This is a genomic window from Archangium primigenium (assembly GCF_016904885.1).
GTDB classification, from domain to species: Bacteria; Myxococcota; Myxococcia; order Myxococcales; family Myxococcaceae; genus Cystobacter; species Cystobacter primigenius.
Genome location: NZ_JADWYI010000001.1, coordinates 7176776 through 7190747, shown reverse-complemented (window position 1 = coordinate 7190747; position 13972 = coordinate 7176776). Strand labels below are relative to the sequence as shown.

Below are 13972 nucleotides of genomic sequence, written 5' to 3'. Positions count from 1 at the left end.
CGCGGGGTCCTAGGAACAAAGCAGAGGGTGGTTCATGCCAATCGTGGTGCAGAAATACGGCGGCTCCTCGGTCGCGGACGTGGAGAAGATCCGCCGGGTGGCCGGCCGGGTGAAGGCGACGCGGGACCAGGGCTACCAGGTGGTGGTGGTGGTCTCGGCCATGGGGGACACCACGGACGAGCTCCTGGCGCTGGCCAAGAAGGTGTCGGCGGACCCGCCGCGGCGCGAGCTGGACATGCTGCTCACCTGTGGCGAGCGCATCTCCATGGCGCTCTTGTCCATGGCGCTGCAGGAGATGGGCGTGGGGGCCATCAGCTTCACGGGCAGTCAGAGTGGCATCATCACCACGGACACCCACGCCCAGGCGCGCATCGTGGAGGTGCGGCCCCACCGCATCGAGGAGGAGCTCGGGCGCGGCCAGGTGGTGATCGTCGCCGGCTACCAGGGCGTGTCCTCCAAGCGCGAGGTGACGACGCTCGGCCGGGGAGGCTCGGACACCACGGCGGTGGCGCTGGCGGCGGCGCTGGGGGCCGAGTCGTGTGAGATCTACTCGGACGTGGATGGCATCTTCAGCGCGGACCCGCGGGTGGTGCCCGAGGCGCGCAAGCTGGAGTCGCTCTCGTACGACGAGATGCAGGAGCTCGCGGGCGCGGGCGCCAAGGTGCTCAACGCCCAGGCGGTGGAGTTCGCCAAGGCCAAGGGCATCGTCATCCAGGCGCGCACGGCGCACGCCCCGGGCAGCGGCACGGCGGTGCACGGGCGGGGCTCGCCCACGGACCCGCGCGTGCGGGGCGTGACGGCCGAGGCGGAGATGGTGGTGCTCGCGGTGGCCCTGGAGTCCGGACGCATGGCCGCGCTGCTCGAGTTCCTCGACGCGCGCGGCGCGCGGGGCCGCGCCCTGGCGTTCGACGGGCTGCTCGGCCGCGAGGGGCGGGCCTTCATCGCGCTGCCCTCGCAGGACGTGCACGGCCCGGAGGCGCTCCAGCGTGAATTGGGCGAGCGCTTCGGCCAGGCGGTGACGTGGTGTGGGGACGTGGGGGCGGTGACGGCGGTGGGGGCCGGCCTCAACGCGGACTGGAGCCACCTGCGCCGGGCGCTGGGCGTGGCCGAGTCCCTGGGCGCCCGGGTGCACGCGGTGCACACCTCGCCCTTGCAGCTCACGCTGCTGGTGGACAAGCAACACTTGAAGTCCCTCACGTCCGGGTTGCACCGGGACTTCCTCGGAACGTGATCGCCCCGATGTGTCCACGTGCCTACTCAATCCGGGGCACGACACTTCCCTGGTGGGGGGTCGTGCTTACCGTGGGAGCCCCAAGGGGAACGGGAGACAGGCATGGGACACGGTCGGAACAACTTCGGGATGTCGGTGGCCCTGGGCGTGCTCATGGGTCTGGCGGGAGGCTGCAAGGAGAACGCCGCCTCTCGCAATGAGCCGGTTCAGGACGCACCGCTGCAGACCCCGGATGCGGGGGTTCCGGGGCGTCCGGACGGACCGCCTCCGCTGCCCGGGCCGGGCGAGACCGATCCCGACAAGCCGCCGCACGACGCCGAGCTCATCCGCAAGGAGAACGCGAAGCCGGGCTCGCGGGCGTGGAAGGTGACCAAGGGCGCCAACAACAACGAGATCGAGGGCTACGCGCTCGTGGCCACGGTGTCGCCCGGGGAGCGGGTGCCCGTCGCGGTGTCGGTGAAGGACGGGCCGCGCAAGTTCTCCTACGAGGTCTACCGCCTGGGCTACTACGGCGGCATGGGAGGCCGCGAGGTGATGCGGGCCGGCCCGGTGCAGGCCGTGCCCCAGACGCCGTGTCTGCCCCAGCGCCCCACGGGCCTGGTGAGCTGCACGTGGAAGCCCACGCTGGAGATCGCCACGGACGACAAGTGGGTGCCCGGCGTGTACGTGGTGAAGCTCGTGCGCGAGGACAACTTCCAGCGCTACGTGCCCTTCTTCGTGAGGGATCCGTTCCCCGCCTCGGACGTGACGGTGCTCATCCCCACGCTCAACTGGCAGGCGTACAACGCCTGGGGCGGCACGAGCCTCTATGACGACAAGCCGGGCATCACCGGCACGGGCCGCGCCTTCCAGGCCTCGTTCGATCGGCCCTACTACCGCAACTTCGGCGCGGGCCACCTGATGGACGACGAGCATGGGCTCATCATGTGGATGGAGGCCCAGGGCCTGGACGTGACGTACGTGACCAACGAGGAGCTGGACCGCAGCGGCGCGGCGCTCGAGCACGCCAAGGTGCTGGTGATGTCGGGCCACGACGAGTACTGGACGGGCACCCTGCGCGACCGCGCGGACAAGGCCCAGGCCGAGGGCCGCTCCATCATCAACCTCGGGGCCAACCAGGCCTACTGGCAGGTGCGTCTGGAGCCCGCCGCGGATGGCCGCAAGGACCGCGTCGTCACCTGCTACAAGGGCGACAAGCGCGATCCGGTGGGGCTCAAGAGCCAGGAGCTGACGACGAAGTTCCGCTCCCTGCCCACGGGCCGGCCGGAGAACGAGCTGTTGGGCGTGATGTTCTCCTCGCGCTGGCACCAGTTCGCCCACCCGGTGGTCGTCACCAAGGCGGAGCACTGGGCCTACGAGGGCACGGGCCTGAAGAACGGCGACCTCATCTGGCGCGCCAACGGCTACGAGCAGGACCAGGTGGTGCAGAACGGCAAGTCGCCCGCGGGCCTGGAGGTGCTGGCCGAGTCGCCCGCGCTGTCGCTGCAGGGGGCCTTCGGCTTCGGGCAGATGGTGGTGTTCCGCAAGGGCAACGCGTGGGTGTTCTCCGCGGGCGGCATCGACTTCGTGCACGTGCTGGGCGTCACCGAGGCGGGGGATGATCGGGCCGCGCGCATCGTGGCCAACGTGCTCTACCGGGCACTGGGCCGTGCGGTGCCCGAGGACCTGGTGCGCATGAACCCGCCGCGGCTGCCCGAGGCGCGGGGCCCCTTCGCGCAGAACGTGCGCACGGTGGCCGGACAGGCCGGCAAGCGCGGCGACCAGGACGGGGCGCCGGGCCAGGGCCTGCTGGCGGCGCCCGTGGCGGTGGCGGTGCTGCCCGGCGGTGGCTGGGCGGTGGCGGACGCGCTGGCCAACAAGATCAAGCGCGTGGATCCCGACGGGACCATCTCCACGCTGTCGCAGACGCGGCTCAACGGCCCGCTGGGGATCGCCGCGGACGCGCAGGGCAACGTCTACGTCGCCGACTCGGACAACTACTGCATCCGCCGCGTCACCCCGGACGGCACCACGACCATCTTCGCCGGGGCGGAGATGCAGGCGGGCATGATGGATGGGGACGCCGCCCAGGCGCGCTTCAACCAGCCCTCGGGCCTCTTCGTCACGCCGCGCAACGAGCTGCTGGTGGCGGATCTGGGCAACGGCGTCATCCGCCGCATCGACCTCGCCGCGCCGGGCAACCCCGTGACCACGCTGCAGTCCAACCTGTGGATGTACCGCCCCTCGGCCGTGGCGGAGGGGCCGGACGGCACGGTGTACGTGGTGGAGACGGGCATGATGCGGGTGCTGGCGCTCAAGGACGGCACGGTGCGCGTGCTGGCCGGCTCGCCGCCGGGAGGCTTCGCGGATGCCCAGGGCGAGGGGGCGCGCATGCTGCCGTACGTGGGACTCGCGGTGATGCCGGACGGTCAGGTGGCCTTCTCGGATCCGGGCAACTACCGCGTGCGCCGCATCGCCCCCAACGGCGACGTGACGACGCTCGCGGGCTCGGGCTTGTTCGGCGCGCGGGACGGCCGCGGAGACGTGGCGGACCTGGTGGTGCCTGGCGGCCTCGCGGTGGGTCCGGACGGCACGCTCTACGTGGCGGACTCGGGCAACGCGACCCTGCGCGCCATCACCCCGTGAGGCGGTGACGGGCATCGGGCCCTCGCTTCCCTCGACGGGAGGCGGGGGCCCGCGCCGTTTCAGCGCCCCATGCCACGCGGGCCGCCGCCGGGCCCCGGGCGCATGTCCGCCTCCTGGATGAGCCGGCGCCGGTCGGGCGTGTCCTTGGGCATCTCCACGAAGGCGCACATCTCGCACAGGCGGCTGTAGATGCGCTCGCCCACGCGCTCGCGCAAAAGCTCCGTCTCGCGCGCCGCGCTCTTGGAGTCCTCGGTGGAGCGGTAGCCCGTGGGGGCCGCGGAGCGGGCGGCGCGGCGCTCGGGCTCCAGCGAGTAGTTGGTCGCGAAGAGCGTGGTGCGCCCCGCGTTGTAGCGCCGGGCGATGAGCTCATCGAGCGTCTCCATCTCGAACTGGCTGCCGCGCCCCTTGCCCATCTCGTCGATGGCGAGCACGGTCACGTCCGACAGGGGGCCGATGATCTCCCCGCCGCTCTTGCCCTCCTGGAATCCGCGCCGGATGGTGGCGTAGAGCAGGGAGATCTCCACGTAGCGCGCCTCGAGCCCCACCTCGAGCACCAGGTGCTTGAGCGTGGCGGCCAGCAGGTGTGTCTTGCCGGTGCCCACCGGGCCGCTGAGCATGAAGCCCTTGTTGAGCCCCGCCTTGTCGTAGTGGTGGGCGAAGTGCATGGCGAGGTTGCGCGCGCGGTCCTGGGCCTCGTTGGCGGCGCGGTAGTTCTCGAAGCTCGCGTGCGAGGTGACGCCGGGCAGGCCGATCTCGTTGAAGCGCGCCACGCGCCGGGCGCGGTGCTGGCACACGCACGGCACCAGCACCTCGTAGCGCTTGGGCCCCACCCGGGCGCTGAAGGCCTGCTCGCGCACCTCGTAGGCATAGCCGCGCCCGTCACACAGCGGGCAGAGCGCCGAGCACGTGCACACCCGCGCATGGGCCCGGTCCCCCTGCCGCTCGATGACGTAGGTCCGCCCTTCGCATACGCCACAGACCGTGCCGCTCACCTTGGTGACCATGCCCTGCGCCATAGCAGAGCCGCCCGACGCGCGTCAGCCCCCCTCAGGTGTCCCCGAGGCCCAACCGCCGCCGCACCGCCATGAGCAACCGGAAGCGGCGCGAGAGCCGCCGCGCGTGCGCGGACATGAACCCCGCGTCCGAGTCGGCTCCGCTCGCCGTCCGCCACAGGGCGCGCCGCTCCGGGAAGGGCAGGGCACGCAGCAGCACCAGGCTCACCAGCGTCTCCTGCGCCCGCATGTGCTCGAAGTCCTGGGGCACCTCGCGCGCCAGCAGGGCACGCAGTCCCTGGAGGCGGGGCGCCAGCGCGGGCTCGGCCTCGGCGAGCTGGGCCAGGGCGGCCGTCCACTGCGCGTGCCGCAGCTCCTCGAAGGTGCGCCGGGCGGGGCGCCGGGCGCCTTCTCCCGCGCCGGCCGCGCGCTCGCGGTAGCGTTTGATCTCCGCCTCCACCTGTCGGCGGCAGGCGCGCAGGCTGCGCAGCACGGGCTCGCCCGGCCGCGCGTCCCACAGCGCCTTCTCCGCCGAGCGGCTGATCCCCCGCGCCACCACTTCGAAGGGCACCCCCGCCGCGGCCCAGGCCGTCACCAGTTCCGTGTCCAGCGCGGACAGCATCAGGCCGCTTCCGCGCAGGGCCAGGAAGTAGTCATGCACCAGCTCTTCGAAGCTGGCGCTCTCGGGCAACAGACTCATGGGGTCGTGCTTCTTCCTGGGGAGGCGGACGGCCGGCCGGATGGCCTGCTTCCCCCTTACCAGGGCGGTCCGACATGGCAAGGCCACGTCCTGTTCCGCACAGTGCTTCTGGAATCTTTCTCCAAGGGAACCAGGCGAGCCGTCGTGCCCTTCGGGGGCTGTTGACCCGCTCTGGCGCACCGCGCATAGTGCCGGGCTTCGTAGACGGAAATTCCCGAAGAGTCCCGGACACTTGCCAAGCAGGCAAGGCAGACCTCCGGGAACCCCCCCGCAGAGGAAATCCATGCGCCGTAAGCTTCTGCTCAGTCTCCTGCTCCTGGCGTCCTCGGTCGAGGCCCAGGAAAAGAAAACCCCGCGCGACGCCAAGCTCGTCAAGAAGAGCTCCACGGCCATCGTGGACAAGTCGCTGGCGGGTGACATCAGCCGCAAGAAGGAGAAGCAGGACAACGCGCCCGCGCTTCAATACGACCAGTTCCGACTGGGCGTGGAAGGGCAGGTGGCCTCCAAGCGCCGCGAGCAGATCGAGTCGCTCAAGAAGATCATCTCCCTGTCGGCGGACCCCAGGGAGCAGCCCGCGCTGCTCTTCCGCCTGGGCGAGCTCTACATGGAGGAGTCGAAGTACTACTTCTTCGACGCCAACCGGAAGGATGACGATCTCATCGTCGCGATGAACGCCGGGGACGCCGCGGGCCAGACGCGCGCCAAGGCGGCCAAGGCGGAGCTGCTCCAGCGCTCCAAGCAGTACGGCAAGCTCGCGCAGGATCAGTACACGAAGATCGTCAAGGACTACCCGGACTTCGAGCGCTCGGACGAGGTCCTCTTCTTCCTGGGCACCAGCCTCATGGAGGACGGCCAGGACCGCAAGGCGCTGGTGGTCCTCAAGCGCCTCATCGACAAGCACCCCAAGTCCAAGTACGTCCCGGACACCCACTTCGCCTTCGGCGAGTACTACTTCAACAACTCCAAGGGCCGGCCCGCGGAGCTGGAGAAGGCGCTCGCGTCCTACAAGAAGGCCGCCGAGTTCACCGACAGCCAGGTGTACGCGTTCGCGCTCTACAAGCAGGCCTGGTGCCACTTCAACCTCACCGACTACACGTCCGCCAAGGACAAGTGGAAGGCGGTGGTGCTCTTCGGCGAGCTCGCGGGCTCGCAGGCCGTGGCCAAGGATCCCAACGCCCCGGTGAACAAGAAGGGCAACTCGCTGGTGCGCGAGGCGCGCCAGGACTACGTGCGCGCCTATGCCCGCGAGGGTGACGTGATGCTCGCGCGCGAGGACTTCTCCAAGGTCGCCACCAACCCGGACGACCGCTTCGCGATGATGAAGAGCCTGGCCAACCTCTACTACGCGGACGGCAAGGACCGCGAGGCGGCCATCACCTACAACGCCCTCATCAAGGAGAAGCCCCTGTCGCCCGAGGCGCCGGGCTTCCAGGGCCGCATCGTCGACATCGTGCTCCGCATGGGCAACAAGGACCGCACCGTCACCCAGGTGCGCCGGCTCGTGAAGATCATGAAGGAGGTCGAAGGCTCCGGGATGATCAAGGAGGAGAAGGATCAGAAGGCGCTCGCGGAGGCCAAGGATCTGGCCGAGCGCACCCTGTCCAACCTCGCGGTCACCTGGCACAACGAGGCGAAGAAGACGCGCGAGGAGGCCACGTTCGGCTACGCCGACATGATCTACTCGGACTACCTCACGCTCTTCCCGGACAGCCCCAAGGCGTACGACCTGCGCTTCTTCTGGGCGGAACTGCTCAACGACAACCTGCAGAAGTACGACAAGGCCGCGGCCAACTACACCCTCGTCACCCTGCAGGACGTGAAGCTGCTGGAGGCCAAGGACGAGCAGGGCAACCCCACGCCCGGCAAGCCCGGCAAGTGGCTCAACAACGCCGCCTACAACGCCATCCTCGCCTATGACGAGATGGTCAAGGACGGCGAGAGCAAGGGCCTCTACAAGGACGACGTCAGCAAGGACATCCGCAAGAAGGGCACCATCCCCCCGGGCAAGAAGGACCTCCTGGAGGCGTGCGAGCGCTACCTCAAGTACGTGCCCAAGGGTGACAAGCGGGTGGAGATCGCCTTCAAGGCGGCCAACATCTACTACCGCCACAACCACTTCGACGAGGCGGTGGGCCGCTTCAGCGAGATCGCGCTCACCTCGCCCGACTACAAGTTCGAGACCGGCGAGCGCGCGGGCGAGGTGGCCGCCAACCTGGTGCTCGACTCGTACAACCTGCTCGAGGACTGGTCGAAGGTGAACGAGTGGGCCCGGCGCTTCTACAACACGGAGAAGCTCGCCACGCCCAAGTTCCGCGAGGAGCTCTCCAAGGTCATCGAGCAGTCGGCGTTCAAGCTCGTGAGCCAGCTGGAGGCCAAGAACCAGTTCGCCAAGGCGGCCGATGCCTACCTGTCCTTCGTGGCGGACTTCCCGCAGACGGAGATCGCCGACGTGGCGCTCTTCAACGCGTCGGTGGACTACTACAAGGCCAAGATGCTGGATAAGGCCATCCAGGTGCGCCAGGGCATCATCGAGCGCTACCCCACCTCGCGCTTCGTGCCCGAGTGCATCTACAACAACGCCGAGGCGCTCGAGGCCATCGGTGACTTCCGCGAGTCCGGGGACGTGTACGAGCAGTACGTGCGCGGCTACGAGGCGAGCAAGAGCGGCGCCCCCGTGGCGCGCGCCGCGGCCAAGAAGGGCAAGGGCGCGGTGGTGTCGGACAAGCCGGGCGCTCCCCAGAAGTGGGAGGAGTCCAAGGCGCAGGTGGCGCTGTTCAACGCGGCCACCTACCGCGAGGGCCTGGGCGACTACAAGGCGGCGCTGGCGCTGCGCGAGCGCTACCTGACGCTCTGGCCCAAGGCCAAGGACGCCGAGGACATCTCCCTGTCCATCGTGGACCTGCACGTGGCCACGGGCAACTACACCAAGGCGCTCAACCTCTTGGAGGAGTACGAGCGGCAGAACATGCGCAGCCCGAGCAAGATGCTCATGGCCGAGGGCCGCATCGTCGACATCTACGAGAACAAGATGAAGCGTCAGGGCGACACCAACCGCCTCTACGCCCGCATCCTCGACTACTACGAGAAGCTGCCCAAGCGCCTGCAGCAGGGCCTGGACAAGTCGGCGCTGGCCCCGGTGGCGCGCGCGCAGTACCGCAGCGTGGAGCCGGACTTCCAGCACTACTCCCGGCTCAAGCTGTCCTGGGGTCGGCCGGCCAGCCCCGACAAGCTCAAGGCCTCCATCGCGGAGAAGAACGCCTCGCGCGAGGTCGTGGAGAAGAAGTACGTGCAGACGGTGTCGCTCGGCGCCGCCGACTCGGGCATCTGCGCCCTGCACCGCATCGGCCTCATCTACGACAACTTCGCCGACCGGATGATCAACGTCCCCATGCCCCCGGGCATCGACGAGGAGACGGAGGGCGCGCTGCGCGAGGAGTTCGGCAACCAGGCCCTGCCCATCAAGGAGACGGCCGCCAACACGCTGGCCACCGCAGTGGCCAAGAGCCACGAGCTCGGCGTGTACAACGACTGCTTCAAGGAGAGCCTCAAGCTCCTGCGCACCACCTACCGGCCCGAGCAGTTCCCGACCATGGTGGAGGAGAAGGCGCCGCTCACCAAGGGCCTCGACCTGGCCATCGGTGGGGACATGCTCGCCGCCATCCAGGACGTGCCGCCGCCGGTGGTCGAGGCGAACGCCACGGAACAGAACCAGAAGCAGGAGGCGGTCGAGGACGTGTCTGACCTCGCCAAGCGCCTGCAGCAGCAGACGGCGACCCAGATCAACGGCCCGGCCGCGCCCACCAAGGAGGGCACGCCCAAGACCAAGGCCGGCACGGACGAGCAGGAACCCGAGGACTTCCTCTAATGAATCGCTCCCCCATGATGCGCCCCCTCCTCCTGGCCGCCTGCGCGGCGCTGCTCACCACGGGTTGTGCCGGCACCCAGGCCGCCACCAAGCCCGAGGACACCACCAAGTCGCTCAAGTCCAACGAGCCGCAGTCCATCTCCAACCGCGCCAAGCTCCTCTTCGAGGACGCGCTGGGCGCGTACGAGGCCCAGAAGAAGGCGGGCGCCGTCGACTACCCGTCGCTCGAGCGCAAGTTCAAGGCCGCCCTGAGCGCGGACGCGGGTCTGGCCGAGGCCGAGTACAACCTGGGCGTGCTCGCCGAGCGGCAGGGCAAGGCCTCGGAGGCCATCGCCCACTACCAGGCGGCGCTCAAGACCAAGCCGTCCCTGCGTCAGGCGTCGGAAAACCTGGCGGTCATGGCGCAGAACGCCGGCGACGTGGCCGGCGCCGTGTCGCTCTACCAGGGCATCCTGAAGCTCTACCCGGATGACGCCAACAGCCGCGCGCGGCTCGCGGAGATCTACCGGCAGACGGGCGACCACGACAAGGCGATGGAGTTCGCCCGCGCGGCGCTCATGCGCGAGCCCCAGTCCGTCACCGCCTACAAGGTGATGATGCGCAGCTACGTGGAGCGCCGTCAGCTGGCCATGGCCAAGCTCGTGGCCCTGCGCGCGCTGAAGATCGACCAGAACGATCCCGAGCTGCACCACACCATCGGCCTCATCCTCTTGCAGGAGGACAAGAAGGACGACGCGCGCCTGGAGTTCAAGCGCGCGGTGGAGGTGCGCGCCGACTACGTGCCCTCGCACGTGGCGCTCGCCCAGCTCGCCCTGGAGGTGGAGAACTACGCCGGCGCCGAGGAGCACCTGCGCCGCATCCTCCAGGCCAACAGCAAGAACGCCGCGGCCCACCTCGACCTGGGCGTGGCCCTCAAGGGCCAGGGCCAGTACGACAAGGCCATGCAGGAGTACGACGAGGCGGAGAAGCTCGACCCGAACCTGGCCGCCGTCTACTTCAACCGCGCCGTGCTGCTGCACCGCAACAAGGGCGTGCCCGAGCGCGCCGTGGAGCTCTACCGCAAGTACGTGGCGCTCTCCGGTGGCGAGGTGGCGCTGTCCGCCGAGCACCCGATCTTCGCCCTGCAGCGCGAGGCGGAGTCCGTGCTCCAGGCCCAGCGCGACGCCGTGCTCCAGGAGGAGCAGGCCAAGAAGCTCGAGGAGCTGCAGAAGCAGCAGCAGGAGCTCATGAAGGCCGAGGAGGCCAAGCAGGGGGTGGTCACCAACGCCGCGGGCACCGATGCCCCGGCCCCCACCCAGCCGGCGGCGGGCGTGAAGCCCGCGGCCACGCCCGCTCCCGCTCCCACGCCGGCCCCGGCGAATGCCCCGCAGAAGACAAATCCGCCCGCGGCGGATCCGAACGAGCCCGACGATATCTTCTAGTCGTCGCTCGCGCGGTGCCTGTGGCGGCGAGGGGGGAATTGATGCGAACCTTGATGCTGTATGCGGCCCGCCCCTGAGGCGGGCCGCCCGGAGATCCAGATGCGCAAGCTCCTGATGTTGTGTGGAATGTTGACCGTGATGCCGGCCCTGGCCCAGGAGGGTGGGGGCACGTCGGGCGGCTCGTCCGGCGGGGGTGGCAAGGCCGCCAAGGGTGGTCCCCAGACCATCGACTTCGAGGACGACACCATCGAGGGCGACCTCACCAAGCCGGACGGCGAGTACGTCGAGGCGCGCAAGAAGGTCGACCACTCCAACCTCATCCGCATCCGCGAGGACTTCGAGGACAAGGTGATGCAGTCCGTGGGCGAGCTCTGAATTCCACTCGCCGGGAACCCATCGCCGTCCACGTTGTCCAAGCCTCCGTCATCTTCCAATTTGGGGAACTGAAATGCCCGTGCCTTTGACACTCAAGGTCTTCAAGGGTGACACGCTCGTCACCTCCAAGGACTTCGAGCGCGACATCATCAAGATCGGCCGTCTCGCCTCGGCGCACCTGTGCCTGGAGGACGACAAGGTCAGCCGCATCCACTCCGTCATCGAGGTGGCCTCCGACGGCAGCCTGTCCATCATCGACATGGGCAGCGTCGAGGGCACCTACGTCAACGGCAAGCGCGTCAACAAGGGACAGCTGTCGTTCGGCGACGAGATCAAGGTGGGTGGCACCGTCATCCGCCTGGAGGACACCACGGCCATCGCCGCGGCGAACCTGTCCGTGGCCGCGGCGAGCACCTCGCCCACGCCGTCGCCCGCCGCGACGCCCGCGCCCGCGGTGGCCGCGAGCCTCGCCCAGGCGGCCATCTCTCCGGCCAAGGCCGCCACGCCCGCGCCGGTGGTGATCCAGCCGGCGCCCGTGGCCGCCGCGCCCGTGGCCGCCGTCGTGGCCCCCAAGGCCGCCGTCAAGCCGGCCGCCGTGGTGGAGGCGCCCGTCGAGGCGGCCGGGCCCCGGGTGCGCCGCGTGCCGCGCAAGGGCAGCGGCCCGACGGGCCTGGGCGTGCACTTCCTGTGGGGTGACCAGCGCGTGGGCGACTTCTTCCTCGCCCCGGGCCAGAAGCGCACCTTCTCCGTGGGCAGCGCCAAGGGCGTCGACTTCATCATGGGCGACTCCAAGCTGGGCGGAGAGCGCTTCGAGGTGGTGCGCACGGACGGCCAGTCCTTCACGGTGCTCTTCAGCGCGAAGATGAAGGGCGAGCTCGTGCGCAAGGGCGAGACGCACGACCTCAAGGAGATCATCGAGTCGGGCAAGGCCAGCCACGAGGGCGAGGCCTACGCGCTCACGCTCAAGGACGAGGACCTGCTGTCGGTGGACCTGGGCGGCGTGACGCTCGAGGCCTGCCTCGAGTCCGTGCCGAAGAAGGCCCTGGCCCCCATGGGCGAGTCGGTGGACTTCTCCGTCATCAACATCTTCCTGGTGCTCTTCTTCCTCGCGTCCATGTTCGTCATCAGCGCGAGCAACCTGGCCGCGGCGGGCGAGCAGTTCACCGACGAGCTGGCGGGCAACAACGCGCGCCTGGCCAAGCTCATCGTCAAGCCGCCCGACACGCAGAAGAACAAGTTCCTCGAGAAGCTCAACCAGCAGAAGGCCGAGAAGCAGGCGGAGAAGGCCAAGGCCAAGAAGGAAGACACCCAGCAGGCCAAGAAGGAAGTCGTCAAGCCCACGCCCGCCAACGCCACCAAGGCGGACAAGAAGGCCGAGGCGAAGAACATGGCGGCCAAGATCTTCGGCGGCAAGGGGGGCGCCGCGAGCCTGTTCGCCGGCGGTGGCATCGGCGGTGACCTCAAGGGCGCCATGGGCAACATGTTCGGCGCCAAGACGGGCGGCGTGAGCAACGGCCTGGTGGGCATGGGCCTGCGGGGCGGTGGCGGTGGTGGCGGCGGTGGTGACGTCGTCGGCATCGGCAGCGTGGGCACCAAGGGCCGCGCGGGTGGCGTGAGCGGCTACGGCAGCGGCATGGGCAGCCTGGGCGGCACCAAGCAGAGCGTGGAAGTGGGCATCGCGTCCGAGGAGGCCACGGTGAGCGGCTCGCTCGACAAGGAGCTCATCCGCCAGGTCATCCAGCGCAACCGCGGGCAGATCCGCTTCTGCTACGAGAGCCTGCTCAACCGCTTCCCGAAGCTGGGCGGCAAGGTGGCCATCCGCTTCACCATCGCCAGTGAGGGCAACGTGGTGACCTCGTCGGTGGCCCAGTCCACGGCGGGCAACTCGGAGCTGGAGCAGTGCGTGGCCGGCCGCGTGCGCACCTGGTCGTTCCCCAAGCCCAAGGGCGGCGGCTCGGTGGCCGTGACCTACCCGTTCATCTTCAAGGCCGCGGGCGAGTAGTCCTCCCTCGCGCTGGAAACATCCAGGTGGGCGGTTCCGTTCATCCGGAGCCGCCCACTTGCTTTTGGCGCTGGCGTCTGGAGGCCCATGGGCTAACTTCGGCCCCCGAATGAAAGCCCTCCGCCCCGCCGTCATTTGCGCCGCCCTGGCCGTTCCCGCGCTGGCTCATGCGCAGGCCGCCGGTGACAGGCCCGCCGACAACTACCAGGAAATCGAGCGTGGTCTCTATTTCTCGGTGTTCGGTGGCCCGTCCTTCATCGTCAATCCGCCCGCGACTTCCGGTCCGCGGCCCTTCACCGCCGGGCAGATGGCCGCGGTGGAAGTCGGCGTGGACCTGGGAGAGCGGCTGTCGCTCGGCCTGTTCGTCCAGGGCTCCTCCAACCGCGTGGGCTCGGAGTACACGGGCAACTCGGGAGGTTCCGCCTCGGGTGATTTCTCCACGCTCGTACCGGGAGTCGTGGCGCGGGCGCACCTGGTGGGCTTCGCCGATGCCCAGGACGTCAAGCGCACCTGGTTCTACGTGCGCGGCGGCGCGGGATACGCCCTGTTCTCGCCGAAGCAACTCCTGCCCGACCCCGACATTCTGGTGTTCCTGGGTCCGGGAGTGGAGTACTACACGCGCCTCCGTCACTTCTCGATTGGTGTCGAGGTGACGGGCAGCTTTCTGGTCAAGTCTCAGTCTTTCGGGTTCGCGCTGACGCCGAACCTTCGCTACGCGTTCTAGCAGGAGAATCACGTGCCTCAGGAGAATGGAAGCGGTG

General features: G+C 69.2%; 9 protein-coding genes. 7 read left to right on the top strand and 2 right to left on the bottom strand.

Annotated elements, in window-relative coordinates; all coding sequences use genetic code 11:
* Nucleotides 1-34: 34 nt before the first annotated feature.
* Both I3V78_RS29500 and I3V78_RS29495 read left to right on the top strand, forming a co-directional pair.
* A complete protein-coding gene (locus I3V78_RS29500) occupies nt 35-1231 on the top strand; it encodes an aspartate kinase (RefSeq protein ID WP_204492499.1) in 1197 nt (398 codons plus the stop codon).
* A 102-nt stretch (nt 1232-1333) separates the two neighbouring features.
* Complete coding sequence (locus I3V78_RS29495) at nt 1334-3856, top strand: N,N-dimethylformamidase beta subunit family domain-containing protein (protein ID WP_204492497.1); 2523 nt, start codon at nt 1334-1336, stop codon at nt 3854-3856.
* A 59-nt stretch (nt 3857-3915) separates the two neighbouring features.
* Here the strand turns inward: I3V78_RS29495 and I3V78_RS29490 are convergent, their stop codons facing one another.
* Complete coding sequence (locus I3V78_RS29490) at nt 3916-4860, bottom strand: ATP-binding protein (RefSeq protein WP_204492495.1); 945 nt, start codon at nt 4858-4860, stop codon at nt 3916-3918.
* 43 nt (nt 4861-4903) lie between these two features.
* The gene (locus I3V78_RS29485; protein WP_204492493.1) at nt 4904-5548 is read right to left on the bottom strand and encodes a hypothetical protein; all 645 of its coding nucleotides are present in this window, start codon (nt 5546-5548) and stop codon (nt 4904-4906) included.
* 283 nt (nt 5549-5831) lie between these two features.
* Here I3V78_RS29485 and I3V78_RS29480 point away from each other — a divergent pair, with 283 nt between their 5' ends.
* From I3V78_RS29480 to cglE, 5 genes are all read left to right on the top strand, one after another.
* Complete coding sequence (locus I3V78_RS29480; RefSeq protein WP_204492491.1) at nt 5832-9413, top strand: tetratricopeptide repeat protein; 3582 nt, start codon at nt 5832-5834, stop codon at nt 9411-9413.
* On the top strand, nt 9413-10834 hold the full coding sequence (gene gltE / locus I3V78_RS29475; protein WP_204492478.1) for an adventurous gliding motility TPR repeat lipoprotein GltE: 1422 nt from the start codon (nt 9413-9415) through the stop codon (nt 10832-10834). The genes I3V78_RS29480 and gltE overlap by 1 nt, the downstream gene beginning before the upstream one ends.
* A gap of 99 nt (nt 10835-10933) precedes the next feature.
* Entirely contained in the window at nt 10934-11209 is a 276-nt protein-coding gene (gene cglF, locus I3V78_RS29470; RefSeq protein WP_204496837.1) for an adventurous gliding motility protein CglF, read from the top strand.
* A gap of 73 nt (nt 11210-11282) precedes the next feature.
* Nucleotides 11283-13211, top strand: a complete 1929-nt coding sequence (gene gltG, locus I3V78_RS29465; protein ID WP_204492476.1) for an adventurous gliding motility protein GltG — start codon at nt 11283-11285, stop codon at nt 13209-13211.
* A 109-nt stretch (nt 13212-13320) separates the two neighbouring features.
* Nucleotides 13321-13935: an adventurous gliding motility protein CglE gene (cglE, locus tag I3V78_RS29460; RefSeq protein ID WP_204492473.1), complete on the top strand. Its 615-nt coding sequence runs from the start codon at nt 13321-13323 to the stop codon at nt 13933-13935.
* Nucleotides 13936-13972 lie beyond the last annotated feature (37 nt).